Genomic DNA, 24,779 nt, shown 5'->3' on the forward strand with positions numbered 1-24,779 from the left:
ACTTGTTTTATTTGCGCCAGAAGTGCGAGCTGAACAAGACCAGCACCGACAGCAGCTCCAGGCGGCCCAGCAGCATGGCAAAGCTCAAAACACTCAACTGAAAAGGGTTCAGGCCACCGAAGTTACCCGAAGGGCCCACCTGGCCCAAGCCGGGGCCGATGTTGTTGACGGTGGCGATCACAGCCGAAAACGCGGTCACGATGTCCATGCCACTGAGCAAGAGCAGCATGCTCAGGCCCATGGTCGCCCCACCATAAATGAGCATGAAGCCCAGCACCGCCGTCATGACCGACATCGGGATCACGGCGCCGCCCAGCGTGACCGGGTTGATGACTCGGGGGTGGATGATGCGCACCAGCTCGCGCCGGGCCTGCTTGATCAGCAAGACCATGCGGACCATCTTGATGCCGCCGCCCGTGGAACCTGCGCACGATGCAAAGCAGCCCAGAAACATCAACAAGATCGGGGCAAACACCGGCCACTGTGCGTAATCGGTGGCGGCATAACCGGTGGTGGTGGCCAAAGACACCACATGAAAAGCACTGATGCGCAAGGCCTCCAGCCCATCCTCATAAACACCATGAACCAGCAGCAAGGCCATCACCAACAAGGTGGAGCCCAGCAAGACGCCGAGGTAAGTGCGGATCTCGCGATCGTTGGTGATGGGCAACAGGGAGCGGCTGCGCAAGACCACAAAGTAGCGCACAAAGCTGATACCGGCCAAGGTCATGAACACGATGGCAACCCACTCGATCATGGGCGAGTTGAAGTGCCCAAAACTGGCGTCGTAAGGAGAAAACCCACCCAAGCCCATGGTGGTGCACATGTGCATGAAGGCATCGGCCCAGCTCATGCCAGCCCAGCGGTAAGCCAGCAGGCACGCGCCCGAAAACAAGAAGTACACGCCCCACAAGCCCCGCGCCGTCTCGGCAATGCGGGGGGTGAACTTGGTGTCTTTCATGGGGCCGGGGGTTTCGGTCTTGTAGAGCTGCATACCGCCCAAGCCCAACATGGGCAAAACCGCCACCACCAGCAGCATGATGCCCAGGCCTCCGATCAGCTGCAAAAAGCAGCGCCAAATGTTGACCGACACCGGCAAATGGTCGAGCCCCGACAAAGCCGTGGCCCCTGTGGCCGTGAGGGCGCTCATCGCTTCAAAATAAGCCTTGAACCAGGTGATCTCGGGCACCAAAAACATGAGGGGCAAGGCCGAGTAAGCGGGCAGCACCAGCCACACCATGTTGACCAGCAAGAAACCGTCTTTGGTCTTCAATTCCCGCCGATGCTTTTGAGTGAGTGCCGCCAGCACCAAGCCACTGACAGCCGTCAAACCAAAGCCCGCCAGCCAGATCCACTGCAAGTCACGGTGATCTTCAAACCAGGCCCAGATGCCGGGCACCAAAAACGCGACCGAAAACGCGATCAAGATGCGCGCCATCAAGGACAACACGGGAGCGAAGAAGGTGAACATCAACCAAAGAAGGTCGCGGTGACCTGAAAGAGTTTTTCCACCGCGCGCACATCGCGCTTGTTGGGAATGAACAAGATGATGTGGTCGTCGGCTTCGATCAAGGTGTCGTGGTGCGGCATCAGCACTTCGGATTTTTTGCCTTCGCCGCGCACAATGGCCCCCATGCTCACGCCTTGGGGCAGCTTGATTTCCTCAACCCGCCGCCCCACCAGCTTGGAAGTCTTGATGTTGCCGCGCGCAATGCCCTCCAGCGCTTCTGCTGCGCCCCGGCGCAGGCTGTGCACCGCCGCCACATCGCCCCGGCGCAGGTGCGCCAACAACTCGCCGATCACGGTTTGCGCGGGCGAGATCGCGATGTCGATGGTGCTGCCTTGCATCATGTCGGCATAAGCGCGGCGGTTGATCAAGGCCATGACGCGGCGCGCACCCATGCGCTTGGCAAGCATGGCCGACATGATGTTGTCCTCGTCGTCGCTGGTCAGGGCCAGAAACAGGTCCATTTCACCCACATTCTCTTCGTGCAGCAGGTCTTCGTCTGCGCCATCGCCGTTCAGGATGAGCATGCTCGACGGCAACTGACTGGCCAGGTATTCGCAGCGCTTTTTGTCGCGCTCGATCAGTTTGACCTCGTAACGGTTTGCCACATTGCGGGCCAAGCGCAGGCCCACTTTGCCGCCCCCAGCCACCATCAGTCGCCGCACAGGTTGATCGGTCTTGTGCATGGCCGCCAGCACGATCGGTATCGTCTGGGTATCGGCCAAGACAAAGACCTCGTCACCGGGCAGGATGCGGGTCTCGGGCAAGGCGTCCACCAGCGCGTCTTGCCGGTACAGGGCCACCACGCGCATCTCGGCATGCGGCAAGCGGTCGCGAAACTCGGCGATGGTGTGGTTCACCAGCAGACTGTCAGCGGCCGCACGCACCACGATCAGGCTGACGCGGCCCTCGGCAAATTCGAGCACCTGCAAGGCCTCGGGGTACTGGATGAGTTGTTCGATGTAGCGCGTGACCGACTCTTCAGGGCAGATCACATGGTCCACCGCAAAACCGGATTTGCCCAGCAACTCGTCGCCCTCGTTGAACTCGGGTGAACGCAGGCGGGCGATGGTGGTGGGCACGTTGAACACATCGTGGGCGATCTTGCAGACCACCAGGTTCGACTCGTCGGCCGCCGCACAGGCAATCAGCATGTCGGCATCTTGTGCCCCCGCTTCTTGCAGCACCGAAGGCTGAATGCCGTTGCCCACCACGCCGCGCAAATCCAGCCGCTCTTGCAACAGACGCAAGCGCTCGGGGTCTTGGTCGATGACGGTGATGTCGTTTTGCTCGGAAACCAGGCTTTCAGCAACGCTTTCGCCCACACGACCCGCACCCAAGATGATGATGTTCATGGGCCGCGATGATACGTGAAGGGCCGGTGCCAACTGGCCATTCTTGCTCTCAGAGTGCGCGCTGGATGATGATTTTCTGGACGTCGCTGGTGCCTTCGTAAATCTGGCACACACGCACATCACGGTAAATGCGCTCGACCGGAAAGTCGCTCACATAGCCGTAGCCGCCCAGGGTCTGGATGGCGGCGGAGCAGACTTTTTCGGCTGCTTCGCTGGCAAACAGCTTGGCCATGGCGGCTTCTTTCAGACAAGGGCGGCCTGCATCGCGCAAGCTGGCCGCATGCCAAATCAGCTGGCGTGCCGCTTCGAGCTGTGTGGCGCAATCGGCCAGTCTGAAACCCACGGCCTGGTGGTTGAAGATGGACGTGCCAAAGCTCTCGCGCTGCTTGGCGTAGTCGATGGCCACATCCAAAGCGCTGCGTGCCATGCCCAGGCTTTGCGCAGCGATGCCGATGCGCCCGCCCTCCAAAGACGACAGGGCGATCTTGTAGCCCTCGCCCTCTTGGCCGATCAGGTTTTCGGCGGGGATGCGGCAGTTGTCGAAGTTGATCTGCGCGGTGTCGCTGCTGTGTTGGCCCAACTTGTCTTCCAGGCGTGCCACCACATAACCCGGGGCGCTGGTGGGCACCAAAAAGGCGCTCATGCCTTTCTTGCCCGCGCCTTTGTCGGTCACGGCAATCACCACCGCCACGTCGCCGTGCTGGCCGCTGGTGATGAACTGCTTGACGCCATTGATCACGTACTCGTCGCCGTCTTTCACGGCCGTGGTGCGCAGGGCGGAGGCGTCCGAGCCCACATGCGGCTCGGTCAGGCAAAACGCACCCAGCATCTGGCCTTGGGCCAGCGGCGTGAGCCACTGCGCTTTTTGCGCGGCGTTGCCGTACATCATCAAGATGGCATTCACGGGGCAGTTGGTCACGCTGATGGTGGTGCTGACGCCGCCGTCACCGGCTGCGATTTCTTCGAGCACCAGCGCCAGCGTCACATAGTCCAGGCCCGCGCCGCCCAGTTCTTCGGGCACACAAATGCCATACGCCCCCAGCTCGGCCAGGCCCTTGTGCGCTTCTTTGGGAAAGTGATGTTTCTTGTCCCACTCGGCGGCGTGGGGCCACAGCTCGCGCTGGGCAAAGTCGCGCACGGCGTCGCGGATCATTTCTTGGTCGGGGGTCAGCAGCATGTCGGTCTTTCTTTGTCGGGTCACCAGGGCAGCGTGCTGCCGTCATGGTTCAAAAATGCGCCCCGGTGTTTCGGGTCGTGTTGTTCAAGGACGTGGTTCAGCGTCTGACGCAGGCTGCTCGCGCTTTGCTGGGGGGTCAGCGGTGCCACTGATCCGCCCATGTCGGTCTGCACCCAGCCGGGGTGGATGGCCAGCACGGTGATGCCGGGCTGCTCGGCCTGGGTGCATCGCACCACCATGTTGAGGGCAGCCTTGCTCACGCGGTACATCGCGGCGTTGCCACTGGTGGTCTCTTGCATGCTGCCCATGATGGAGCTGATGCAGGCGATGACGCCTTGCGCCTCTTGCACCATGGGCACGATCTGAGGGATGACCTGCATCGCGCCCATCACGTTGGTGTGCATGACGGCGTCAAAGCTGTCGCGGGTGGGTGGGGTGCTGGCTGAGGCACGGTCCATGGCTCCTGCCACATAGATGGCCAGATCAACTTTTTCGCCATCGAGCTGCCAGGACAGGCATGAGTTGCTGGCGGGGTTGGCCACATCGAGGCGCAGGGTTTGAGCGCCCAAGGCCTTCAGGCTCGCGATGCCTTCGTCAGAGCGGGCAGTGGCGATCACACGCCAGCCCTCAGCGAGGTACTGGCGAGCCAGTTCGTGGCCAATGCCGCGTGAGGCGCCTATCAGGAGAACAGTGGTCATGGTTTTGTAGGAGCGACGCCCTCGTCGCGAATGGTTAGGTGATTCATCGCGACGAGGGCGTCGCTCCTACAAGGGATGCGTTAGACCAATTCCAGCGCCACCGCCGTGCCTTCGCCGCCGCCAATGCACAGCGTGGCCAGACCCTTCTTGAGGCCACGGGCCTTGAGGGCATGGATCAGCGTGACCATGATGCGCGCACCGGATGCGCCAATCGGGTGACCCAGGGCACAGGCACCGCCGTTCACGTTGACCTTGTCGTGCGACACGTTCAGCTCTTTCATGAGCGCCATGGGCACCACGGCAAAGGCTTCGTTGACTTCCCACAGGTCGACGTCTTCGACCTTCCAGCCCGCTTTGGCCAAAGCTTTTTGCGTTGCGCCCACTGGGGCGGTAGCGAACCACTCGGGCTCTTGGGCGTGGGTGGCGTGGCTCACGATGCGGGCCAAGGGCTTGCAGCCGAGCTTGGCGGCGGTGCTCTCGCGCATCAACACCATGGCCGCTGCGCCGTCGTTGATGGACGAGCTGCTGGCGGCGGTGATGGTGCCGTCTTTCTTGAAGGCGGGCTTGAGGCTGGTGATCTTGTCGAGCTTGACTTTGCCCGGGCCTTCGTCGATGGACACCACGCGCTCGCCGCTGCGGTCTTTCACCGTGACGGGCGTGATCTCGGTGGCAAAGGCGCCCGACTCGGTGGCGGCCTTGGCGCGCTGCACGCTGGTGGTGGCGAAGTGGTCTTGCTCGGCGCGGGTGAAGCTGTACTTGGCCGCGCAGTCTTCGCCAAAGGTGCCCATGCTGCGGCCGGGCTCGTAAGCGTCTTCCAGGCCGTCGAGCATCATGTGGTCAAAGATGCGGTCGTGGCCCATGCGGTAACCGCCACGGCCCTTGAGCATGAGGTAGGGCGCATTGGTCATGCTTTCCATGCCCCCGGCCACCAACACATCGTGTGTGCCGGCCACCAGCATGTCGTGCGCGAACATGGCCGCGCGCATGCCCGAGCCGCACATTTTGGACAAAGTGACCGCGCCCGCGCTCTTGGGCAAACCGCCCTTGAAGCCCGCCTGCCGTGCCGGTGCCTGGCCTTGGCCCGCCATCAGGCAGTTGCCAAACAGCACTTCGGTGACCAGCTCAGGGCTGATGCCTGCGCGCTCGACGGCGGCTTTGATGGCGGCCCCCCCCAGGTCGTGGGCGGCCAGTGGCGAGAAGTCGCCCTGGAAGCTGCCCATGGGGGTGCGGGCAGCGCTGACGATGACGATGGGGTCGTGTGACATGGTGAAACCTTTCAAGTGTGAGTGTCTTTGTGGATGTCGGCAATGATGAGGTGTTCGCCGGTTTCTTCTTCAGCGATGCGGCGGATGTAGGCCACGAAGTCGGGGTCTTCGCCGCGCAGCAAGAGTGGCAGGGCCAAACGGAAGTCGTCGCGCCTGCACCACTCGCGCATGTAGTCGTCCCAAGAGTTCCAGCGCCGCTGTTCGGTGGCGCCCATGTTGTCGCGAAAGGCGATCAGGTAGGCCCGCTCGAACAAGGCGATCAGCATGTCGAAAATGGTCAACATGCGCTCTTTTTGGTCAGGTGTGGGATTGTGCAGGGCGTGCTGACTGCGCAGCTGCAGATCAGCGTGGTCCAGCACCACTTTCAGGAAATCGTTGTAGGCGTCAGAGAGGTGCTGGTAGGCCTCTTCTTCTTCGTTTTCGCGCTCCTTGCGCTGCTCCAGCCAGAACACCCAGACGGCATAGGGCAGACCGAACACGGTCACCGCATAACTGCCCATCTCCAGAAGTTCGGCCAAGCTCATGGGCACACGGCGATCAGACGCCCCGGGGGTAGCGCTTGAAGGCGCTGCGGAACACATCCACCACCTCATGGGCACCGCTCATGCTGACGCCCAAGTCTTTGGCCAGGCCATCCTTGAGGCCATAGCACCAGCCGTGCACGCTGAGCTTTTGTCCGCGCGACCAGGCATCTTGCACCACATTGGTCAGGGCCACGTTGCCCACCTGTTCGATCACGTTCATCTCGCACAGGGCGTCTTCTTGCTCGGGCACCGTGAGGTGATCCAGTCGGCGGCGGTGGCGCACCTTGACATCGTGAACATGGCGCAGCCAATTGTCAGCCAGGCCCACACGCATGCCCCGCAGCGTGGCCAGCACACCGCCGCAGCCGTAATGCCCCACCACCATGATGTGCTCGACCTTGAGCGCATCCACAGCGTACTGGATGACCGACAACGCGTTCAGGTCCGAGTGCACCACCACATTGGCCACGTTGCGGTGCACAAACACCTCGCCCGGGTCCAAGCCCGTGATCTGGTTGGCGGGCACGCGGCTGTCGGAGCAGCCGATCCACAAATACTTGGGGTTTTGCTGGTTGGCCAAGCGAGAGAAAAACGCCGGGTCATCGCGCACCATGCGCGCTGACCATTGGCGGTTGTTGTCCAGAAGTTGTTGCAGTGATGAAGTCATGGTGAGATTGTCGCTGGACTGGCCTAACGCTGGATGACCGGCCAACTCAGCAGGTTTCCGAAAACAGCTCACGGCCGATCAGCATGCGGCGAATCTCTGAGGTGCCCGCACCGATTTCGTACAACTTGGCATCGCGCCACAAACGGCCCAGCGGGTATTCGTTGATGTAGCCGTTGCCACCAAAAATCTGCACCCCCTCACCCGCCATCCAGGTGGCTTTTTCCGCAGTCCACAAAATGACGCTGGCGCAGTCTTTGCGCACCTGACGCACATGTTCTGTGCCCAGCAGGTCGAGGTTTTTGGCCACGGTGTAGGCAAAGCTGCGGCCGGCTTGCAACACGGTGTACATGTCGGCCACTTTGCCCTGGATCAGCTGGAACTCGCCAATGCTCTGGCCAAACTGCTTGCGGTCGTGGATGTAGGGGATCACGTTGTCCATGACGGACTGCATGATGCCCAGCGGGCCACCCGTGAGCACAGCGCGCTCGTAGTCCAAGCCGCTCATCAGCACCTTGGCACCGTTGTTCAGGCCACCCAGAATGTTCTCGGCGGGAACCTCCACGTTGTTGAACACCAGCTCACCCGTGTGGCTGCCGCGCATGCCCAGCTTGTCGAGCTTTTGCGCAATGGAAAAACCCTTCATGCCCTTTTCGATCAAAAAGGCCGTCACGCCACGCGCACCGAGTTCTGGCTCACTCTTGGCGTACACCACCAAGGTGTCGGCATCCGGGCCGTTGGTGATCCACATCTTGGAGCCGTTGAGCAGGTAATAACCGCCCTTGTCTTCGGCCTTGAGCTTCATGCTCAGCACGTCAGAGCCCGCACCGGGTTCCGACATGGCCAAGGCACCGACGTGCTCACCACTGATCAGCTTGGGCAGGTATTTGGTGCGCTGCTCAGGCGTGCCGTTGCGCTTGATTTGGTTGACACACAGGTTGGAATGCGCACCGTAGCTCAGGCCCACAGAGGCGCTGGCACGGGAGATTTCTTCCATGGCGATCATGTGCGCCAAGTAGCCCATGTTCGCGCCGCCGTATTCCTCGCCCACGGTGATGCCCAGCACGCCCAGGTGACCCATCTTGCGCCACAGGTCCATGGGGAACTGGTCGTTGCGGTCGATCTCGGCCGCGCGGGGGGCGATTTCGGCTTGCGCAAAGTCGCGTACCGCGTCGCGCAGGGCGTCGATGTCTTCACCGAGTTGGAAATTCAGGCCGGGCAGGTTGTTCATGGTTTCTCCGTTAAGCGTTGAGTGTTGGGCTTTGGGCTTGGGTTGTTTGTACAGTGGCGTTGGGTGTCCACGCTGAACGCTCAACGCCCAACGCTGAACAACGAACCAACTAGTAAGTTTTAGGCACAGGCACCAGCGTCGACTGCATCACGGCACAGTCCGAGCGTTGGCCGCTGTCGTCGATGTGCACCACTTCGGCGGTGGTCACGATGATGCGTTTGCCCGCTTTGGTGACGCGGCCGATGGCGCGAATCTCGCCGCCTTGAAAGTTGGACAGGAAGTTGATCTTGTATTCCACGGTGGTGACCTCCATGCCTTCTGGTGCCACGGTCAGTGCAGCGTAACCGGCCGCGATGTCCGCCAACGCGCCAATGGCACCGCCGTGAAAACCGCCTTGTTGCTGCGTCACCTTGTCGCTGTAGGGCACCGCCAATTCGACTTGGCCGACCACGGCCGAAAGCAGGCGCACCCCCAAATGGTTCATCATGCCTTGACGCTCAAGGCTCTGGGCGACGCGCTGGTGGGGGGTTGCAGTTGAGGTCACAACAATTCCTGTCATCGATGAAGCCGTGACTTTAATTGACGTTTACGTAAACGTCAATTAAAAACAGCCAGTCTGATGGTTTGGGGTTTCCCGGAACTCAAGCCGTTTGAGCGGCTTTGGTGGCCTTGGTCAGCAAACTTCGGGTTTCTTTTTCATGGGCCTTGACCTCGTCCAGTGTGGCTTGCAGGTCGGCCAATTGAGATTCGAGTTGCTGGCGGTGCTCGGCCAATACGACCAGGAATTTCTTCAATTGCGGCATGGTGTCGCGCGGGCTGTCGTACATGTCAATGAGGTCCTTGGCCTCGTTGAGCGATAAACCCAAGCGCTTGGCCCGCAAGGTGAGTTTGAGCCGTGTTCGGTCACGCGCCGAATACACCCGGTTGCGCCCGCCTGGGCCGGAGCGCTCCGGCTCCAGCAAACCCATGTCCTCGTAAAAACGGATGGCGCGGGTGGTCAGGTCAAATTCCTGGGCCAAATCGCTGATCGTGTATTGGTTCGCCATGGCGGAGGGTCCTCACCTTGCTTGTGTCGGGAGGCGCGTTTCCAGCCCCACCCAACAGGATTTCATATTGACGTTAACGTCAACGTCAACGTTCGCATGCTAACCGAAAGCCCTTGGCTTTTTCCACCCGGAGGGGACGGTCAGCGCAACACCCCAGAAAGCCGTATCACTCTGGGCGCGAAGAAGCTTTGGGCAGGTTTGCCAACGCTGGAGCGATTCACCCAAGGCAAAACACCGAGGTGGGGCTCAATCTTCTTTCAGATCCACTGGCGCTTGGCGCAAGGCTTTGCGCCGCTGGGCATAGTCGGGCATGACTTCGGCAACGGTGTCCCAAAACCGTGGGCTGTGGTTCATCTCGCGCAGGTGCGCCAATTCGTGGACCACCACGTAATCGATCTGCCCCATCGGCAAGTGGATCAGTCGCCAGTTCAAACGAATATGCCCATCGGTTCGGGCGCTGCCCCAACGTGTGCTGGCACTGGACAAACTGAGCTTGGACCAATTCACCCCCAATTGCGGTGCGAAGTGCTGCAGGCGCTGCTCAAACAAGCTTTTGGCCTGTTTTTTGAGCCAGACCTGCGCAGCATCGCGCACCTGGGTCACCGAGGCACCGGGGGGCACTGTCACGGGCAGCACCTGATCCGGATGAAGGTCTTGCCCGTTCAGCCGCCCAAGTCCCCGTTCCAAAACGCACAGTTGGAGCGTACGCCCCAAAAATGGCACATCTGCGCCGTGCCGCCATTCGATGGCTTTTTGAAATTGTTCCGTCTGCCGATCTTTGAATTGCTGCAGTTTGGTGACAATCCATGCGCTTTTTTCCTGAACTGCCGCATCCACTTCGCGCAAAGTGATCCAGCTCGGAGCGCGCACGACCAAACCATCTGCCCCGACCTGAAAGCCAATGCTTTTGCGGCGTGACCGCTCAAACCGGTAAGCCACATGCACATCCTGAAATTGGGCATGGCGATTGGCTGCAGGGTGGGTGAATCCAATCTGTGGCGAAGAAGGTCTGCTGAGGGTCTGCTCGGGGGAAATCGATGCACTCTCAGGGGTGTTGTGTGCAGCAGGATTTAAGGGTAAGAAATCAGGCACAGACCGCGCTGGCCGCCCAACCGGGTCACTCCCCGTGAAAAAGTCCAGCACAAATTGCAAAGGCGCTCGCATGCCGGGTCGCCTGTCCTTTTATTGGACAGCCGAAACCAAGGGGTAGGCCTCCGGGTCGAGTCGGTGCATTTCAGACTCGATCCAACGCTCGACTTCCAGCATCAGCTCTTCGGCGCTTCGGCCTTCGCTGGCAATGGCTTTGCCAATCGAAATGTCCACCACACCGGGTGTCTTGACAAAGGCGCGCGTGGGCCAGCAACGCGCCGAGGTCACAGCAATCGGAATCACCGGCACGCCTGCTGCGATGGCCAAACGCGCACCACCGCTTTTGTACTCACCTTTTTGACCGCGTGGGATGCGCGTGCCCTCTGGAAACATGATGACCCAAACACCTTCTTGCATGAGGCGGCGACCTTGCTGCACCACCTTGGCAAAGGCGCGTGAACGCTGCTTGCGGTCAATGTGAATCATGTCCAGACGACCCATGGCCCAACCAAAAAAGGGCACACTCAGCAGTTCTTTTTTGAATACATAAGCCAAGGGGTGGGGCATGATGGCGGGCATGACAAACGTCTCCCAGGTGGACTGGTGCTTGACCAGTAAAACCGCAGGATCCTTGCTGCCCTGAGGCAGGTTTTCCATGCCTTGGATGCGGTTTTGAATGCCCAAAATCCAGGTGCCGCTGTTCACCGCCAAGCGCAACCAAGCGGCACAGATCCAGTACAAACGTGTGCTGCTGACAAAGTAAGAGATCACCACCACAAACAGCGCCCAAGGGATGACTGTGATGGCCATCCACACGATGTGAACAAGAGAGCGTAAAAAGTTCATGGTTTGCTACAGGTCAATGTGAGGCACGGGCTGGATCAGGCCCCAACAAGTGATCAACACAAGCGGCCAAGTCTCGATGCACACAGGTGTTGGAGGGAAACTCTGAAGGCAGCGTCTGCCCCAGCCACTCTGGATGACGACCGCTCAGCACCAAATGCGGCACACACGCTGAAATGGCGGCCACTTGCATGTCGCTCAGACTGTTGCCAATGCACGGAACACCCGTCAGGTCAACACCGTAGCGTTCTGAAATTTGCAAGAAAAGACCCGGCAAAGGTTTGCGGCAAGTACAAGCCTCTTCGGCAGTATGCGGGCAATAAAAAAAGGCATCAATCCGTCCGCCTACCGCCGCCAGCTTCTTGATCAAATGGCTGTGCACTTCGTTGAACGCCGCCATGTCAAACAAACCCCGCCCCAAGCCCGACTCGTTGGTGGCCAAAACCACATGAAAACCCGCATGATTCAGTCGGCTGATGGCCTCCAAGGCACCCGGCAGCGGCTCCCAGGCTTGGGGAGACTTGACAAACTCGTCCCCGGTCCGGTTGATGGTCCCGTCCCGGTCCAGAATCACGAGCTTCAGATTGGCATTCATGGCCGTGTGCGCATCAGGCCGCCAGACGCGACAAATCGGCCACGCGGTTCATGGCCACATGCAGGCTTTTCAGCAGGCCCTGACGGTTCAAGCGCAGGTCCATGGCTTCGGCGTTGACCATCACGTCGTCAAAGAAAGCATCCACCGGGGCGCGCAGCGCGGCCAGGGTTTGCAGGCTGGCGGTGTAGTCGCCCGCCTTGAACTGCGCCTCGGACTCAGGCAACAACTTTTGCATCGCGGCGTACAGACCCTTTTCGGCGTCTTCCTGCAGCAAGGCGGGGTTGACGTGGGCGTCCACCTCACCGGCTTTTTTCAGGATGTTGCCGATGCGCTTGTTGGCTGCAGCCAAAGCGGGGCTTTCAGGCAAGGCAGCAAAAGCACGCACGGCCGACAAAAACTGGCTGACCTGACCCAAGCGTGCTGGGCGCAGGGCCATGACGGCGTCGACCTCTTGCGCGCTGAAGCCTTGCTCGCGCAGGCTTCCGGCCAGGCGGTCGTAAATGAAGTCGATCAGCGCATCGGCGTTGCCCGAAATCTTGTCGCCAAACACGGGGGTCGACAGGGCCAACAATTCCGGCAAGCCCAGCGCCACGTCTTTTTCGATCAGCATGCGGATCACGCCCAGAGCGTGTCGGCGCAGTGCAAACGGGTCTTTGTCGCCCGTGGGCACGTTGCCAATGCCGAACATGCCCACCAAGGTTTCCAGCTTGTCGGCCAAAGCCACCACCAGGCCGACGTTGTTGCGCGGCAAGTCGTCACCCGCAAAGCGCGGTTTGTAGTGGTCTTCGATGGCTTCGGCCACTTCGGTGGAAAGGCCGTCATGGCGGGCATAGTAGCCACCCATGATGCCTTGCAATTCAGGGAATTCGCCCACCATGTCGGTCAGCAAATCAGTCTTGGCCAAGCGTGCGGCCTGCTCGGCTTGCTGCGCCAGCGCATCGCCACCCACTTGCTGGCCGATGGCTTGGGCGATGGCGCAAACCCGCGCCATGCGCTCGCCCTGCGTGCCGAGCTTGTTGTGATAAACCACTTTGGACAGGCCTTCGACGCGCGATTCGAGCGTCTTTTTGCGGTCCTGGTCGAAGAAGAATTTGGCATCGGCCAGGCGCGGGCGCACCACGCGCTCATTGCCGCCGATCACAAACGACGCATCGTCGGGGCTGATGTTGCTCACCACCAAGAAGCGGTTCGTCAGCTTGCCAGACGCATCGATCAAGGGGAAGTATTTCTGGTTGGCCTTCATCGTGAGGATCAGGCACTCTTGCGGCACACCCAAGAACTCGGTTTCGAACTGGCAGGTCAGCACGTTCGGGCGCTCAACAAGCGCGGTCACTTCGTCCAGCAGGGCTTCGTCTTCGATGGGGCGGGCACCGTTGCCCACCTTGGCCGCAGCAGCGTTCAGCTGACGCACGATCTCGGCGCGGCGCTCGGCGAAGCTGGCAATCACTGAGCCGTCTTGCTTGAGCACTTCGTCGTATTGGTCAGCGTGCGGCAAGACCACGGGCGAGACTTTGGCTTCAAAGCGGTGGCCTTGGGTGCTGTTGCCAGCCGTCAGACCCAGCGCTTTAACGGGCACCACGGTGCTTCCGTGCAGCGCGATCAGGCTGTGTGCGGGGCGCACAAAGTTCACGCTGCTCCAGCCTGGCAGCTCGCAATCGGTTTCCAGCTGGTACTGCATGACTTTGGGGATGGGAAGTTTGGCCAGCGCTTCTTCCAAAGCCTTTTGCAGACCGGCTTGCAGCGATGCACCTTTCAGCAGGCTGTCGTAAAACAAGGCTTCGGCTTTGCCATCAGGCGCACGTTTGAGCGCGGCCACAGCGGCTGCCGGGTCGCTCACGTCAGCGCCCAGGGCTTGCAGTTTTTTCAGCAAAGCAGGTGTGGCGTTGCCCGCTGCGTCCAGGCCCACGGCCACGGGCATCAGCTTTTGCTGCACGGCCTTGTCGGCGGCTTGTGCGGCCACGCCCGTCACATGAGCGGCCAAGCGGCGGGGCGAGGCAAAAGCAGTCACAGCAGCGTCGGCCACGGCCAGGCCCTGGGCCTTGAGTTGTTCGGCCAGCACGCCCGAAAAGGCCGCACCCAACTTGTTGAGCGCCTTGGGCGGCAGCTCTTCCACAAACAGTTCTACCAGCAGATTTTGTGTCGTCATGTTGTTCTCCCTCACGCGGCTTTCTTGGGCATTTGGGCAACCCATTCACGCGGAGCCATCGGGAAGTCCAGACGTTCGCGGCTTTCGTAATAGCTCTGGGCCACACTGCGAGCCAGATTGCGGATGCGGCCGATGTAGGCGGCGCGCTCGGTCACGCTGATCGCGCCACGCGCGTCCAGCAAGTTGAAGGTGTGTGCGGCCTTGAGCACTTGCTCGTAAGCAGGCAGCGCCAGCTGTGCGCCCATGAGGTGCTGGGCTTGCTTTTCGTGCGCACCAAAGGCGGTGAACAAGAACTCGGCGTCGCTGTGCTCGAAGTTGTAAGTCGACTGCTCGACTTCGTTTTGCTTGTACACATCGCCGTAGGTCAAACCGTCGGTCCATTGCAAGTTGTAGACGTTGTCCACACCTTGCAGGTACATGGCCAAGCGCTCCAGGCCATAGGTGATCTCACCCGTGATCGGTTTGCAGTCGATGCCGCCCACTTGTTGGAAGTAGGTGAACTGCGTGACTTCCATGCCGTTGAGCCAGACTTCCCAGCCCAGTCCCCACGCGCCCAGCGTGGGATTTTCCCAATCGTCTTCGACGAAGCGGATGTCGTTCTTCTTCAGGTCAAAGCCCAGCGCTTCGAGCGAGCCCAGGTAAAGCTCCAGAATGTTGCTGGGAGCTGGCTTCAAAACGACCTGAAACTGGTAGTAGTGCTGCAGGCGGTTGGGGTTCTCGCCGTAGCGGCCGTCTTTGGGGCGGCGGCTGGGCTGCACGTAGGCGGCTTTCCACGGCTCGGGGCCGATGGCGCGCAAAAACGTGGCGGTGTGGCTGGTGCCCGCACCGACTTCCATGTCGTAGGGCTGGAGCAAGGCGCAGCCCTGGGCGTCCCAGTACTGCTGCAATTTGAGAATGATTTGCTGGAAGGTCAACATGGCCTGAGCAGGCCAGCAGCGAGCTGGCTGAGTTTGGATGGACGCAAACTTGCGCGAACCCTCCATTTTACGGTCTTTGGCAAGCACTTTGGTTGGCTTGTGGGTCAAACCCGTGCGGCCTAAAACACCGCCCCATTTTGACGACGTCGCCAAAAGCCCAAAGCCAGCGTGCCACCACAGAGCAACCACAGGGGCCACAAACCCACACTGCTCGTCCATCTGACATAGGGCGTCAGTCCATGTCGCCCTTCAAAAGTGCCCGACAAACTGCCCCGGGTAAAGCGTGGCAATTGCTGCACCACCCGGCCTTGGTGATCGATGATGGCCGTGGCACCCGTGTTGGTGGCCCTGAGCATGGGGCGGCCCAATTCCATGGCCCTCATGCGCGAGATGTTCAGGTGCTGATCGACTGCCAAAGTATCGCCAAACCAGGCAATATTGCTCACATTCACCAAGGCCGTGGGGGCGACCTTCGGATCGTTGAATCGAATGGCCAACTCCTCGCCAAATAGATCCTCGTAACAGATGTTGATGGCCAAGCGCTGTCCTTGCCAAAGCAGTGAAGCCTGATCCCAGTCACCCGACTTGAAGTTACCCAATGGGATGTTCATCATGCGGATAAACCACACAAAACCGGGTGGCATGAACTCCCCAAAAGGCACCAGATGCGCCTTGTCATAGCGGTATGCCTGGGCCGTTGATGGCCCCAGAGCCAAGACCGAATTGGTGTATCCATCTGCCCGATTGCCCAAAGGCACACCCACCAATGCCATACCGCCCGAGCGTGAAAAATGTTGTGTCAATTTTGCCCAGTACCCTGGCGGCAATTGACCTGGAAGCAAAGGAATAGCCGTCTCTGGGGCCACCACGAGTGGTTCACGCGTGCTGCGAAGCTGGGAGTCGTACCACGCCAGGGCATCACGCACCCCACTGGCCGCTTGAAATTTATCGGTCTGTGAAATATTGGCCTGCAACAATTCGACCCGGCTTGTGCCCGCCGATGTGGTGAATGACGGCGCGAACACGTGCAATGCCCCGGTGACCAATCCGACTGCGGCCAAAGGTTTAAGCGCTCGCCATCGCCAACCGGCCAAAGCCAACCGCATGGCCAGCCACGCGGCAATCGCCCCGATGCCATAAACGCCTGTCCAGGGGGCCCATGTCGCCAAGAAACCATCGACATGTGCATAACCCACCGCACCCCATGGAAAACCTGTGAGCCAGCGCCCGCGAGCCAATTCGGCCAAAGTCCACAGCGCAGCAAACAGGGCACTGGCCAGGCCGGGGCGTTGAACGATCAAGCCAGGAACGAGAAACACCCACAGCGCCGAAGCGACCGCATAATAAACTCCCAATGCACCCGCCAACATCAACACAGCCAAAGCTGCCAATGGGGCTGGCAATCCTCCCACTTGGTGCATCGACACATACAACCACCAAAAACACCCCGCCAACCAAGCTGCAGCAAACACACCGCCCTGCCAAGCTGCGCGTTTGAGCGTTGCTCGGCCTTTCTCGGTGTTTTGAACCAGTCCAGCCAATCCACTGCACAGCAAGATCATGCTCAGGATCTGAAGCCATCCTTGGGCCTGCCCACTGCCAGGCATGGCCACTGAAGCCGCTTGTGCAGCGCCCGCCATGGCGAGCCAAAACGTTGGAAACTTCTGTGCGTGTGGCCGCCTGATGCTCATGTCGACATCTTTGAACTTGTAGCAACTGACAAAGGCGAAACCTTGAACCATCTCACTGCACCGGCTCGGGTGTGCAAGACGACAAATTGAAGCCCAGCCAATGCGTATTTTTCACCGCGTCGGGGCACATGACCCATTTCATGCGAAATGAAACCACCCAGGGTGTCAAAGTCTGGTGCGTCATGCTCTTTGCGTGCACTGGCCAGGTCCACACCAAATGCCTCACTCACGCGTGCGATTGAAGCGTCACCACGGATGCGAAAACTTCGATCGTCCATGGCCAAGATATCGCCTTGGTCATCCGCAATATCAAACTCGTCTTCAATTTCACCAACGATTTGCTCCAGCACATCTTCGATGGTGATCAAACCTGCCGTTCGGCCAAATTCATCAATCACGATGGCCAAGTGGTTGCGGTCATCTTTGAATTGACGCAACAAGTCATTCAAGCCCTTGCTTTCAGGCACAAAGACAGCGGGCCTCAACAAGGCACGCAGATTCAACTCCCCAGACCTTGACAGCTTCAGCAAGTCCTTGGCCAGCAAGATGCCAATGACGTTTTCTGTCTCGCCTTCAAACACTGGAAAACGAGAATGGGCGGTTTCTATGACCTGATTCATCAATTGATCAAAGGGATCCTCGATGTTGAGCATGTCCATCCGTGGGGCCGCCACCATCACATCCCCCGCCGTCATATCGGCCATGCGAATGACCCCCTCCAGCATCAAGCGGCTTTCAGCATTGATGATGTGATTGTCCTCAGCCTCAGCCAAGGTCTGGATCAACTCATCTGCAGAGTCAGGGCCAGGATGTATGAACTCAGCGAGTTTTTGCAGAAAACCTCGCTTGTCTTCACGTTCAGGATGGGGTGCATGGGCACGCGCTGGTAAAGGGTCTGACACAGTCAAATGAGCAGAACATGCTGTTATTGAGAGGACTCAAGGATAGCGGATTCATGTGACCGTCACTGAACGCAACCGGGCTCACACCTTGTGCCGAGCCTCACGCACACCCTGTCTGATTTCTTGTACCGTGGCCAACCACTGCCTGAATTGTTGTGCTTGAAGCTTAAGTTGGTAATCCACTTGCGCCATCTGCTCTTGAAGCAAGCCGCTGAACTGGCTGTCCAAATCTGCTTGTGGCAATGCAAGATAGGCGTCACTTTCACTGCCGTCTCGCTCAACCGTGGCTCCGGCATGCCGTGCAATTTTGAGCATGGCAGCGTTTTCACTCAAGGCATGGATGAACAGCATGCTCACCCCTTGATTGCGGGCATGCATCACTGCATGCCCAAACAATTTCCCCCCCAAGCCCTTGCCGCGCTGATGCGAGGCCACCGAAACACCAAACTCTGCGCAGGTGGCCCACTGCGGATCAATCGAGTAGGCCAAGTGCGCCATGGCGACCAACTCCAAACGGCGATTGAAGACCCCAAATATTTCATCCCTCTCGAAATCAAGGCCCTGAACGTAGCGTCCAATTTGCTCAGCGGTGGCCGCATAGCCAAACCTCAGATATCGGTCTTGAGCCGTCAAGCCACACAGGTGTCGCTCAATGCGTGGCTTGTGCCGTGAAGAAAGGGATCGAATGGGCACCCAACTCTCTGTTTTTCTGGCTGTGCCATTGGCTTGTCTGTCAGTCAAGCCAACTTCCAAACGCCATCTTCGCCAAAGCCGCTGAAGATGCGCTTTCATGCGAGACCAGTACTGAGCAAGTGGATAGGGCATGTGCGTCCAAACCTAGGGTTTACGATGATTTTGCACCGAATCCCTTTTCATGAATGAATTTTGGTTTTGTCGCATGGGAGACCTGATTGATCCTCCACTCGGGATTTGCCCCATTCCTGCTCTCATCGCCAGTGGCGACAATGACGGACTATCAGGAGAGAAGTCCATGGAACGTATCTGGCTCAAAAATTACCCACCCGGCGTGCCCCACGACATTGACACAGAGCAGTACAAAAGCTTGACAGACTTGCTTGAAACTGCCTTTCGGGTACACGGTCACAGTCCATTTTCTGTGTGCATGAACCGCACGATGAGTTACTCGGCACTGGACGAGTTGTCCAGTGCTTTGGGTGCTTGGCTTCAAAACAAAGGCCTGTTGCCTGGGGCGAGAGTCGCCATCATGCTGCCCAATTTGCCACAGTTTGCAGTCACCATGGCCGCCGTATTGCGCGCAGGCTACACCTGCGTCAATGTCAATCCCCTCTACACCGCCCGTGAATTGGAGCACCAACTCAAAGATTCTGGCGCAACAAGCATTGTCATTCTTGAAAATTTCGCATCAACTCTGCAGCAAGTGATTGAGCAAACACCGATACAGCACGTTGTATTGGCCTCCATCGGCGATTTGCTAGGGCCGTGGTATGGCAGATGGATGAGTTTTGCAGTCAGGCACTTGGCAAAAATGGTCCCCGAGTTCGAGTTGCCTCTCACCGAAAAACGCACCGTCACCTCATTCAAAAAAGCCATTGACCAAGGTCGTCGACTTCATCTTCGCCCAACACTCCAGACCTTGGATGACACCGCGTTCTTGCAGTACACAGGGGGAACAACGGGTCTATCCAAGGGGGCTGTGCTCACGCACCGCAATGTGGTCGCTGCCATTTTGCAAGCTGAAGCCTGGTTTTCTCCAGCATTGGCCGATATTCCTGATCTTCGAAAAGTCAACAGTGTGGCAGCACTGCCGCTCTATCATATTTTTGCGCTGACCCTGTGCCTGTTGGCCATGCGCCAAGGCTCCATGTTGACCTTGATTCCCAATCCTCGTGATTTCGGCAAATTCATCGAAGTCCTGAAACAACGCCCTTTTCATGTTTTGCCTGGCGTCAACACCTTGTTCAATGCCTTGATGCAACACCCGATGTTCAAGACGCTTGACTTCTCATCTCTCAAACTCACACAAGCAGGGGGCATGGCAGCCTCTGAGGGCACGGCTCGCAATTGGCAATCTGCCACGGGCAGCGCCATGATTGAGGGCTGGGGCATGAGTGAAACATGTGCCATAGGCACCAACAACCCAGTGACACAAAAGGCCTTCAGCGGCAACATTGGTCTACCACTTCCAAGCATCGACATTGCCATCAAGGATGATGATGGCCTCAGCTTACCGATTGGCTCATCGGGAGAAATCTGCATTCGCGGCCCCAACGTGATGACGGGTTATTTCAACCAAGCCGCTGAAAATGCCAAAACCTTCACGGCAGATGGGTTCATGCGCACGGGTGATGTGGGCATCATGGACGAACATGGTTTTACGCGTATTGTTGACCGCAAGAAGGACATGATCATCGTCAGTGGCTTCAATGTCTTCCCCAGTGAACTTGAAAATGTGATCTCGACTTGCCCCGGCGTCGTTGAATGCGCTGCCGTCGGTATTCCTGACACCATGCAAGGCGAAACAATCAAGGTTTATGTGGTCCGCAATGACCCTTTGTTGACCGAAGAATCGGTCGCTCGTTTTTGTCATGACCATTTGACTGGCTACAAGCGACCCAAATACATTGAGTTTCGAGATGAATTGCCCAAATCCAATGTGGGCAAAATCTTGCGTCGCGAGCTGCGCAAATAGACATTGAGCATGTCCCACCCTATTCAATTGCCACCGGGCATGACCGTATTGGAGCGAGGCTGGTTGTCCGCTAACAATGTCTTGCTCACGGATGATCAAAGTGCGACCTTGGTTGACAGTGGGTACGTGACGCATCGTGAGCAAACCTTGGCGTTGGTGAGTGACCACTTGAACGGCCGACCCCTTGACCGCTTGGTCAACACCCACCTGCACAGCGATCATTGTGGAGGCAATCAATTTTTACAATTGCATTTCCCCCAACTTCAAACATGGATCCCACCCGGTTTGTCACACGCGGTCTTGGATTGGGTGCAAGATGAATTGAGCTACCAACCCACTGGCCAAAATTGCCCACGCTTTCGTTTCACCCACTTGCTCCAACCCGGCAGTGTCCACCGCTGGGCCAATTCGGATTGGGAGGTGCATGCTGCACCAGGACATGATCCACATTCGGTGATTTTGTTTGCACCCGAGCATCGCCTACTCATGTCTGCGGATGCCCTTTGGCAAAACGGATTTGGCGTTGTTTTCCCTGAACTCGTTGGCGTCGCTGCATTTGACGAAGTGGCTCAAACCTTGGATTTGATTGAGCGCTTGAACCCATGCACCATCATTCCTGGGCATGGCTCAGTTTTCAACGATGTTTTGCCGGCCTTGAGTCTTGCACGCCAAAAATTAGATGCTTTCGCTCAGAATCCGGAACGGCATGCCCGCTATGGCACCAAGGTCTTGCTCAAGTTCAAATTGCTGGAGTGGGGTCACATTTCCAGACAAGATTTCAATGCTTGGGCAATGGATGTGCCCTACATGCGTGATTTGCACCAGCGTTTTGGAATGGCTTATTCCTTGCCCACTTGGCTAGACATGATGTTGGCCGAATTGGCTCGCAGCGGCGCTCTGAGGGAGTCGGATGGCATTCTTCACGATGCATGATCTTCTACAAAAACCAGCATTGATCAATAAGTCGAACCAAAACAAAAAAGCCTTTTTGACAAGTCAAAAAGGCTTTTTATTTGTCCATACAGGATGGAGCGGGAAACGAGATTCGAACTCGCGACCTCAACCTTGGCAAGGTTGCGCTCTACCAACTGAGCTATTCCCGCATATGTATCACTTTGGCGGAGTGGACGGGACTCGAACCCGCGACCCCCGGCGTGACAGGCCGGTATTCTAACCAACTGAACTACCACTCCAAGCTTTTTTGTGCATTGACATTTTGGCTCCTCGACCTGGGCTCGAACCAGGGACCTACGGATTAACAGTCCGGCGCTCTACCGACTGAGCTATCGAGGAATGTATGCAGCGAAAAGAAAACGTCGTAGAAAAATTTCTCTACGACGTTGATTTGGTGGCCTGAGTCGGAATCGAACCAACGACACGCGGATTTTCAATCCGCTGCTCTACCAACTGAGCTATCGGGCCATGAACGTTATTGTATCAGAGGAAAACTACTTTCTGGAGGGACTGTAGCGAAATCAGAGGATTCGTTTGCTGCGGGTCAAATCAACGCCCAGTTGTTTCAGCTTCCTGTACAAATGCGTCCGCTCCAAACCCGTTTTTTCAGCCACGCGGGTCATGGACCCCCCTTCGTTCGACAAATGAAACTCGAAATAAGCTTTTTCAAAAGCATCTCTGGCGTCTCTTAAGGGCAAATTCAGATCAAAAATCTGTTGCACAGCTGGCGTCAAATTGACATCCGAAACCATCATGGTCGCAGCAGGCATCATCTGCCCCACCCTTTGTGCTTGTGCATGAGATGCCATTGCCGCTTGCTTGACCTGATCACGCGCGAGTCCTTGCTCCACAGCTTTGAGCAGTTTTTGCAAAGTAATGGGTTTTTCCAAAAAGGCTTGTGCGCCAATTTTGACGGCATCCACCGCTGTATCGATGGTTGCATGACCGCTCATCATGATCACGGGCATATTGAGCAATCCCGCCGAAGCCCATTCTTTGAGCAAGCTCACGCCATCGGTGTCGGGCATCCAGATGTCCAGCAATACCAAGTCCGGGCGATTTTTTTGACGTGCGAGTCGAGCTTGAGAGGCATTTTCTGCCAGCTCAACCTGGTGACCTTCATCAAAGAGGATCTCCGAAAGCAGATCACGAATCCCCAGCTCGTCGTCCACCACCAATATATTTGCCATATCGCCTGTCTTGTCTCTGTTCATGTAGGGGACGTACTCAGTCCCAGTGAGGCTTGCTTGACTGCGAATGATAGCGATACTTGTGCGCCCTCAATTTTTCCATTGTTCAGGATGTTGCTCATTTCGATTTTTGCACCATGCTCATCTGCAATTTTTTTCACCACGGCAAGCCCCAATCCCGTTCCTTTGGCTTTGGTGGTGACATAGGGCTCAAAGGCCCTTTGCAAAATATTGGGCGCAAAGCCGGGGCCTGTGTCGCTCACAGTCAGACGAACCAGATTCCTTGATCCTCGCCATTCCGTGCGAATCACCACGCGGGATTCCTGACCATGAACACTTGAGGCTTCACATGCATCCTGTGCGTTTTGCAGCAAATTGTGAATGACTTGGCGCAATTGCTGTTCATCGCCCTGGATCTGTGGACACTCAGCGTCGAGGTCAGTCACGACATGCGGTCGCACAATCCGATCAGCGGCTTCATTGACGTACAAAACCATCACATCAGCAATCAATGCATTGAGCTGCACTGACTTGAGCTCTGCAGATGGCAGTCTGGCGTAATCCCGAAATTCATTGACCAACCTTTTCATGGCATCCACTTGATCCACGATCGTTTTGACCGATTTGCTCAGAATCGCATCGTCTTGAGCATCCAGCTTTCCGATCAGTTTGCGCTGCAAGCGTTCAGCCGACAGTTGAATCGGTGTCAATGGATTTTTGATTTCGTGCGCCAAACGCCTGGCAACTTCACCCCATGCTTGAGAGCGTTCTGCAGACACGATTTCAGAAATGTCGTCGAAAACGAGTAAGCGCATGCCATCAGGCAGTACTGCGCCTCTGGCCAACAAAGTGACTGCCGTTTGGCCAAGTCCTTGACCGGTGGCATGAATTTCAAAAGACCTCTGCCAATGGTCCAGTTCATGGGTGACTTTATCCGCACGCAAAGCCATGAACTGTTCAGCAACGCCTTGTGCAAAATCCTGCAACGATGGCAAATCGTTCATGTGCATGCCCTCATGCGCTGCAACCGGTACTCTGAGTATGCGGGTGGCTCCTGGATTGGCAGACTGGATAATGCCCTGGGCGTCCATCACCATCACGCCTGCTGTCAAATTGTCCAAGATCGTCTGCAAATTACTTCTTGCCTGACCCAATTGACTCAAGCTGCGCTCGGAACTTGCACGAGCATCGGCCAACTGCTGCGTCATGTCCGCAAATGAACGGGTCAATCCCCCCAACTCGTCCTTGCCTTGCAAGGCCAACTTGGGACGCAAATCTCCAGCAGTCACTTGTCTCATACCATGCGCCAGCAACAACAAGGGCCTCGCCAATTGATTGCCAAGCAATACCGCCAACAATATGGCACCCAAAACGGCCAAGAACAAACTCAGTGTCAAGGTTCCGATGTACATCCGCTTGAGGCCTTCACGCGCCAATGCACGCTCTTGGTACTCTCTGTAGGCGTTTTGCACTTCCAAAGCATTGTTGACCAAGGTGGGCGGCAAATCTTGCGTCACCAACATCAGGCGTCTCTCTTCATTAAAAGCCAGACTTTGCTGAGGTATGGGCACCAGTATTTTGATTTTGGCTTTATCGCCCCCTGGCATCGCGTCGTCAAGGCCTTCTATCCACGCCAAGCTGCCTTTTTGTCGCGCCTCTTTGATTTGTTGAACAGTCGGTCGATCTGTTCGGATTTGGAACCTTGATTGACCACTGCTGGCCAAGCTTTTGCCACCCTCTGTCCACAACACCACATCGCTGACGCCCATTTGCTGACGGATTTTTTCAATCGCCAATCCAACTTGCAACTCGGTGACGTCACTCAATTCTGAAGCTGCCGCTTTTGTTTGTTTGGACAACTCATGGCTCAGAGTGTCCAAGGTCGCCCGCCCGAGATTCAAGCCCGCCACCAAGGCGGCCTCTACTTTGACGTCAAACCAACTTTCAATCGATCTGGATACAAATTGGTACGACACCACGTAAATCAAAATTCCAGGTACAACCCCCACCAAGCCAAAAATGCCTGCAAGCTTGACCAGCAAACGAGACCCGAATTGACCACGTCGCAGACGCAGCAACAAACGCAACATGCCCCAAACGATGGTGACAAAAAGACCGATGGCCACAATGGCATTGACCATCACCAACCAATCGTAGGTCTGGTTGTAGCGCTCACGGTTGCCTGTGGCCTGTGTCAGTAACACCAGCAAGCCCAAGCCAATGACCAAAATCGCCAGCACACCAATCATCATCAACCAGCGACTGGCTTTCGATGACAGCGCCGACAATTTCGATGACGGCCCCTTGAACATGT

Annotated in this window: 22 protein-coding genes and 4 tRNA genes; 2 read left to right on the forward strand and 24 right to left on the reverse strand. The window is 57.5% G+C overall.

Annotated elements, in window-relative coordinates; translation table 11 throughout:
* Nucleotides 1-7: 7 nt before the first annotated feature.
* The 18 genes from AMM41_RS00285 to AMM41_RS00370 form a co-directional block, all read right to left on the reverse strand.
* Complete coding sequence (locus tag AMM41_RS00285) at nt 8-1,471, reverse strand: TrkH family potassium uptake protein (RefSeq protein WP_089951805.1); 1,464 nt, start codon at nt 1,469-1,471, stop codon at nt 8-10.
* A complete protein-coding gene (gene trkA, locus AMM41_RS00290; RefSeq protein WP_089951807.1) occupies nt 1,471-2,862 on the reverse strand; it encodes a Trk system potassium transporter TrkA in 1,392 nt (463 codons plus the stop codon). Before trkA ends, AMM41_RS00285 begins: the two co-directional genes overlap by 1 nt.
* Before the next feature lie 49 nt (nt 2,863-2,911).
* A complete protein-coding gene (locus AMM41_RS00295; protein ID WP_089952522.1) occupies nt 2,912-4,039 on the reverse strand; it encodes an acyl-CoA dehydrogenase family protein in 1,128 nt (375 codons plus the stop codon).
* A 20-nt stretch (nt 4,040-4,059) separates the two neighbouring features.
* On the reverse strand, nt 4,060-4,737 hold the full coding sequence (locus tag AMM41_RS00300) for an SDR family oxidoreductase (protein WP_089951810.1): 678 nt from the start codon (nt 4,735-4,737) through the stop codon (nt 4,060-4,062).
* An 80-nt stretch (nt 4,738-4,817) separates the two neighbouring features.
* Nucleotides 4,818-6,002 (reverse strand): acetyl-CoA C-acyltransferase, encoded by a 1,185-nt coding sequence (locus AMM41_RS00305; RefSeq protein ID WP_089952524.1) that lies wholly within the window; start codon nt 6,000-6,002, stop codon nt 4,818-4,820.
* 11 nt (nt 6,003-6,013) lie between these two features.
* Nucleotides 6,014-6,526 (reverse strand): hypothetical protein, encoded by a 513-nt coding sequence (locus AMM41_RS00310; RefSeq protein ID WP_089951813.1) that lies wholly within the window; start codon nt 6,524-6,526, stop codon nt 6,014-6,016.
* Nucleotides 6,527-6,539: 13 nt separating this feature from the next.
* Nucleotides 6,540-7,193 carry a carbonate dehydratase gene (gene can / locus AMM41_RS00315; RefSeq protein WP_089952527.1) on the reverse strand — a complete coding sequence of 218 codons (654 nt, stop codon included), beginning with the start codon at nt 7,191-7,193 and terminating at the stop codon, nt 6,540-6,542.
* A 46-nt stretch (nt 7,194-7,239) separates the two neighbouring features.
* A complete protein-coding gene (locus tag AMM41_RS00320; protein ID WP_089951815.1) occupies nt 7,240-8,421 on the reverse strand; it encodes an isovaleryl-CoA dehydrogenase in 1,182 nt (393 codons plus the stop codon).
* A 109-nt stretch (nt 8,422-8,530) separates the two neighbouring features.
* On the reverse strand, nt 8,531-8,908 hold the full coding sequence (locus AMM41_RS00325; RefSeq protein WP_228769024.1) for a PaaI family thioesterase: 378 nt from the start codon (nt 8,906-8,908) through the stop codon (nt 8,531-8,533).
* 154 nt (nt 8,909-9,062) lie between these two features.
* Nucleotides 9,063-9,467, reverse strand: a complete 405-nt coding sequence (locus AMM41_RS00330) for a MerR family transcriptional regulator (RefSeq protein ID WP_089951820.1) — start codon at nt 9,465-9,467, stop codon at nt 9,063-9,065.
* Between the two features lie 246 nt (nt 9,468-9,713).
* Nucleotides 9,714-10,631 (reverse strand): M48 family metallopeptidase, encoded by a 918-nt coding sequence (locus tag AMM41_RS00335; RefSeq protein WP_089951823.1) that lies wholly within the window; start codon nt 10,629-10,631, stop codon nt 9,714-9,716.
* Between the two features lie 18 nt (nt 10,632-10,649).
* The gene (locus tag AMM41_RS00340) at nt 10,650-11,402 is read right to left on the reverse strand and encodes a lysophospholipid acyltransferase family protein (RefSeq protein ID WP_089951826.1); all 753 of its coding nucleotides are present in this window, start codon (nt 11,400-11,402) and stop codon (nt 10,650-10,652) included.
* Nucleotides 11,403-11,415: 13 nt separating this feature from the next.
* Nucleotides 11,416-11,994: a D-glycero-beta-D-manno-heptose 1,7-bisphosphate 7-phosphatase gene (gmhB, locus tag AMM41_RS00345; protein ID WP_089951829.1), complete on the reverse strand. Its 579-nt coding sequence runs from the start codon at nt 11,992-11,994 to the stop codon at nt 11,416-11,418.
* Nucleotides 11,995-12,007: 13 nt separating this feature from the next.
* The gene (gene glyS, locus AMM41_RS00350) at nt 12,008-14,140 is read right to left on the reverse strand and encodes a glycine--tRNA ligase subunit beta (RefSeq protein ID WP_089952529.1); all 2,133 of its coding nucleotides are present in this window, start codon (nt 14,138-14,140) and stop codon (nt 12,008-12,010) included.
* Between the two features lie 11 nt (nt 14,141-14,151).
* On the reverse strand, nt 14,152-15,057 hold the full coding sequence (glyQ, locus tag AMM41_RS00355) for a glycine--tRNA ligase subunit alpha (protein WP_089952531.1): 906 nt from the start codon (nt 15,055-15,057) through the stop codon (nt 14,152-14,154).
* A 119-nt stretch (nt 15,058-15,176) separates the two neighbouring features.
* Nucleotides 15,177-16,748 carry an apolipoprotein N-acyltransferase gene (gene lnt, locus AMM41_RS00360; protein WP_089952533.1) on the reverse strand — a complete coding sequence of 524 codons (1,572 nt, stop codon included), beginning with the start codon at nt 16,746-16,748 and terminating at the stop codon, nt 15,177-15,179.
* Nucleotides 16,745-17,650, reverse strand: a complete 906-nt coding sequence (locus tag AMM41_RS00365; protein ID WP_089952535.1) for an HlyC/CorC family transporter — start codon at nt 17,648-17,650, stop codon at nt 16,745-16,747. Before AMM41_RS00365 ends, lnt begins: the two co-directional genes overlap by 4 nt.
* An 81-nt stretch (nt 17,651-17,731) precedes the next feature.
* The gene (locus AMM41_RS00370; RefSeq protein WP_228769025.1) at nt 17,732-18,391 is read right to left on the reverse strand and encodes a GNAT family N-acetyltransferase; all 660 of its coding nucleotides are present in this window, start codon (nt 18,389-18,391) and stop codon (nt 17,732-17,734) included.
* A 250-nt stretch (nt 18,392-18,641) separates the two neighbouring features.
* On the opposite strand from AMM41_RS00370, the gene AMM41_RS00375 reads away from it, so the two are divergent.
* Together AMM41_RS00375 and AMM41_RS00380 are read left to right on the forward strand one after the other, a co-directional pair.
* A complete protein-coding gene (locus AMM41_RS00375; RefSeq protein ID WP_089951832.1) occupies nt 18,642-20,321 on the forward strand; it encodes an AMP-binding protein in 1,680 nt (559 codons plus the stop codon).
* 9 nt (nt 20,322-20,330) lie between these two features.
* On the forward strand, nt 20,331-21,254 hold the full coding sequence (locus tag AMM41_RS00380) for an MBL fold metallo-hydrolase (RefSeq protein WP_089951835.1): 924 nt from the start codon (nt 20,331-20,333) through the stop codon (nt 21,252-21,254).
* Nucleotides 21,255-21,348: 94 nt separating this feature from the next.
* Here the strand turns inward: AMM41_RS00380 and AMM41_RS00385 are convergent.
* From AMM41_RS00385 to AMM41_RS00410, 6 genes are all read right to left on the reverse strand, one after another.
* Nucleotides 21,349-21,424 (reverse strand) — tRNA-Gly (locus tag AMM41_RS00385).
* Nucleotides 21,425-21,437: 13 nt separating this feature from the next.
* Nucleotides 21,438-21,514 (reverse strand) — tRNA-Asp (locus tag AMM41_RS00390).
* 24 nt (nt 21,515-21,538) lie between these two features.
* A tRNA-Asn gene (locus AMM41_RS00395) sits at nt 21,539-21,614 on the reverse strand.
* 53 nt (nt 21,615-21,667) lie between these two features.
* A tRNA-Phe gene (locus AMM41_RS00400) sits at nt 21,668-21,743 on the reverse strand.
* 53 nt (nt 21,744-21,796) lie between these two features.
* Nucleotides 21,797-22,465 carry a response regulator gene (locus AMM41_RS00405; protein WP_089952539.1) on the reverse strand — a complete coding sequence of 223 codons (669 nt, stop codon included), beginning with the start codon at nt 22,463-22,465 and terminating at the stop codon, nt 21,797-21,799.
* A gap of 20 nt (nt 22,466-22,485) precedes the next feature.
* Nucleotides 22,486-24,777: a sensor histidine kinase gene (locus tag AMM41_RS00410; RefSeq protein ID WP_089952540.1), complete on the reverse strand. Its 2,292-nt coding sequence runs from the start codon at nt 24,775-24,777 to the stop codon at nt 22,486-22,488.
* Between the last annotated feature and the right edge of the window lie 2 nt (nt 24,778-24,779).

Source organism: Limnohabitans sp. 2KL-3, assembly GCF_001269405.1.
In the GTDB taxonomy this organism is placed as follows: Bacteria; Pseudomonadota; Gammaproteobacteria; order Burkholderiales; family Burkholderiaceae_C; genus Limnohabitans_A.

Excerpts from the sequence above, each read along its gene's own strand:
- AMM41_RS00295 (WP_089952522.1), bottom strand. The coding sequence starts at position 4,039 with ATGCTGCTGACCCCCGACCAAGAAATGATCCGCGACGCCGTGCGCGAC.
- AMM41_RS00310 (WP_089951813.1), bottom strand. The coding sequence starts at position 6,526 with ATGAGCTTGGCCGAACTTCTGGAGATGGGCAGTTATGCGGTGACCGTG.
- can (WP_089952527.1), bottom strand. The coding sequence starts at position 7,193 with ATGACTTCATCACTGCAACAACTTCTGGACAACAACCGCCAATGGTCA.
- AMM41_RS00305 (WP_089952524.1), bottom strand. The coding sequence starts at position 6,002 with ATGTCACACGACCCCATCGTCATCGTCAGCGCTGCCCGCACCCCCATG.
- gmhB (WP_089951829.1), bottom strand. The coding sequence starts at position 11,994 with ATGAATGCCAATCTGAAGCTCGTGATTCTGGACCGGGACGGGACCATC.
- AMM41_RS00375 (WP_089951832.1), top strand. The coding sequence starts at position 18,642 with ATGGAACGTATCTGGCTCAAAAATTACCCACCCGGCGTGCCCCACGAC.
- lnt (WP_089952533.1), bottom strand. The coding sequence starts at position 16,748 with ATGAGCATCAGGCGGCCACACGCACAGAAGTTTCCAACGTTTTGGCTC.
- AMM41_RS00410 (WP_089952540.1), bottom strand. The coding sequence starts at position 24,777 with ATGTTCAAGGGGCCGTCATCGAAATTGTCGGCGCTGTCATCGAAAGCC.
- AMM41_RS00325 (WP_228769024.1), bottom strand. The coding sequence starts at position 8,908 with ATGATGAACCATTTGGGGGTGCGCCTGCTTTCGGCCGTGGTCGGCCAA.
- AMM41_RS00335 (WP_089951823.1), bottom strand. The coding sequence starts at position 10,631 with ATGCGAGCGCCTTTGCAATTTGTGCTGGACTTTTTCACGGGGAGTGAC.
- trkA (WP_089951807.1), bottom strand. The coding sequence starts at position 2,862 with ATGAACATCATCATCTTGGGTGCGGGTCGTGTGGGCGAAAGCGTTGCT.
- AMM41_RS00285 (WP_089951805.1), bottom strand. The coding sequence starts at position 1,471 with ATGTTCACCTTCTTCGCTCCCGTGTTGTCCTTGATGGCGCGCATCTTG.
- glyS (WP_089952529.1), bottom strand. The coding sequence starts at position 14,140 with ATGACGACACAAAATCTGCTGGTAGAACTGTTTGTGGAAGAGCTGCCG.
- glyQ (WP_089952531.1), bottom strand. The coding sequence starts at position 15,057 with ATGTTGACCTTCCAGCAAATCATTCTCAAATTGCAGCAGTACTGGGAC.
- AMM41_RS00300 (WP_089951810.1), bottom strand. The coding sequence starts at position 4,737 with ATGACCACTGTTCTCCTGATAGGCGCCTCACGCGGCATTGGCCACGAA.
- AMM41_RS00320 (WP_089951815.1), bottom strand. The coding sequence starts at position 8,421 with ATGAACAACCTGCCCGGCCTGAATTTCCAACTCGGTGAAGACATCGAC.
- AMM41_RS00340 (WP_089951826.1), bottom strand. The coding sequence starts at position 11,402 with ATGAACTTTTTACGCTCTCTTGTTCACATCGTGTGGATGGCCATCACA.
- AMM41_RS00380 (WP_089951835.1), top strand. The coding sequence starts at position 20,331 with ATGTCCCACCCTATTCAATTGCCACCGGGCATGACCGTATTGGAGCGA.
- AMM41_RS00405 (WP_089952539.1), bottom strand. The coding sequence starts at position 22,465 with ATGGCAAATATATTGGTGGTGGACGACGAGCTGGGGATTCGTGATCTG.
- AMM41_RS00330 (WP_089951820.1), bottom strand. The coding sequence starts at position 9,467 with ATGGCGAACCAATACACGATCAGCGATTTGGCCCAGGAATTTGACCTG.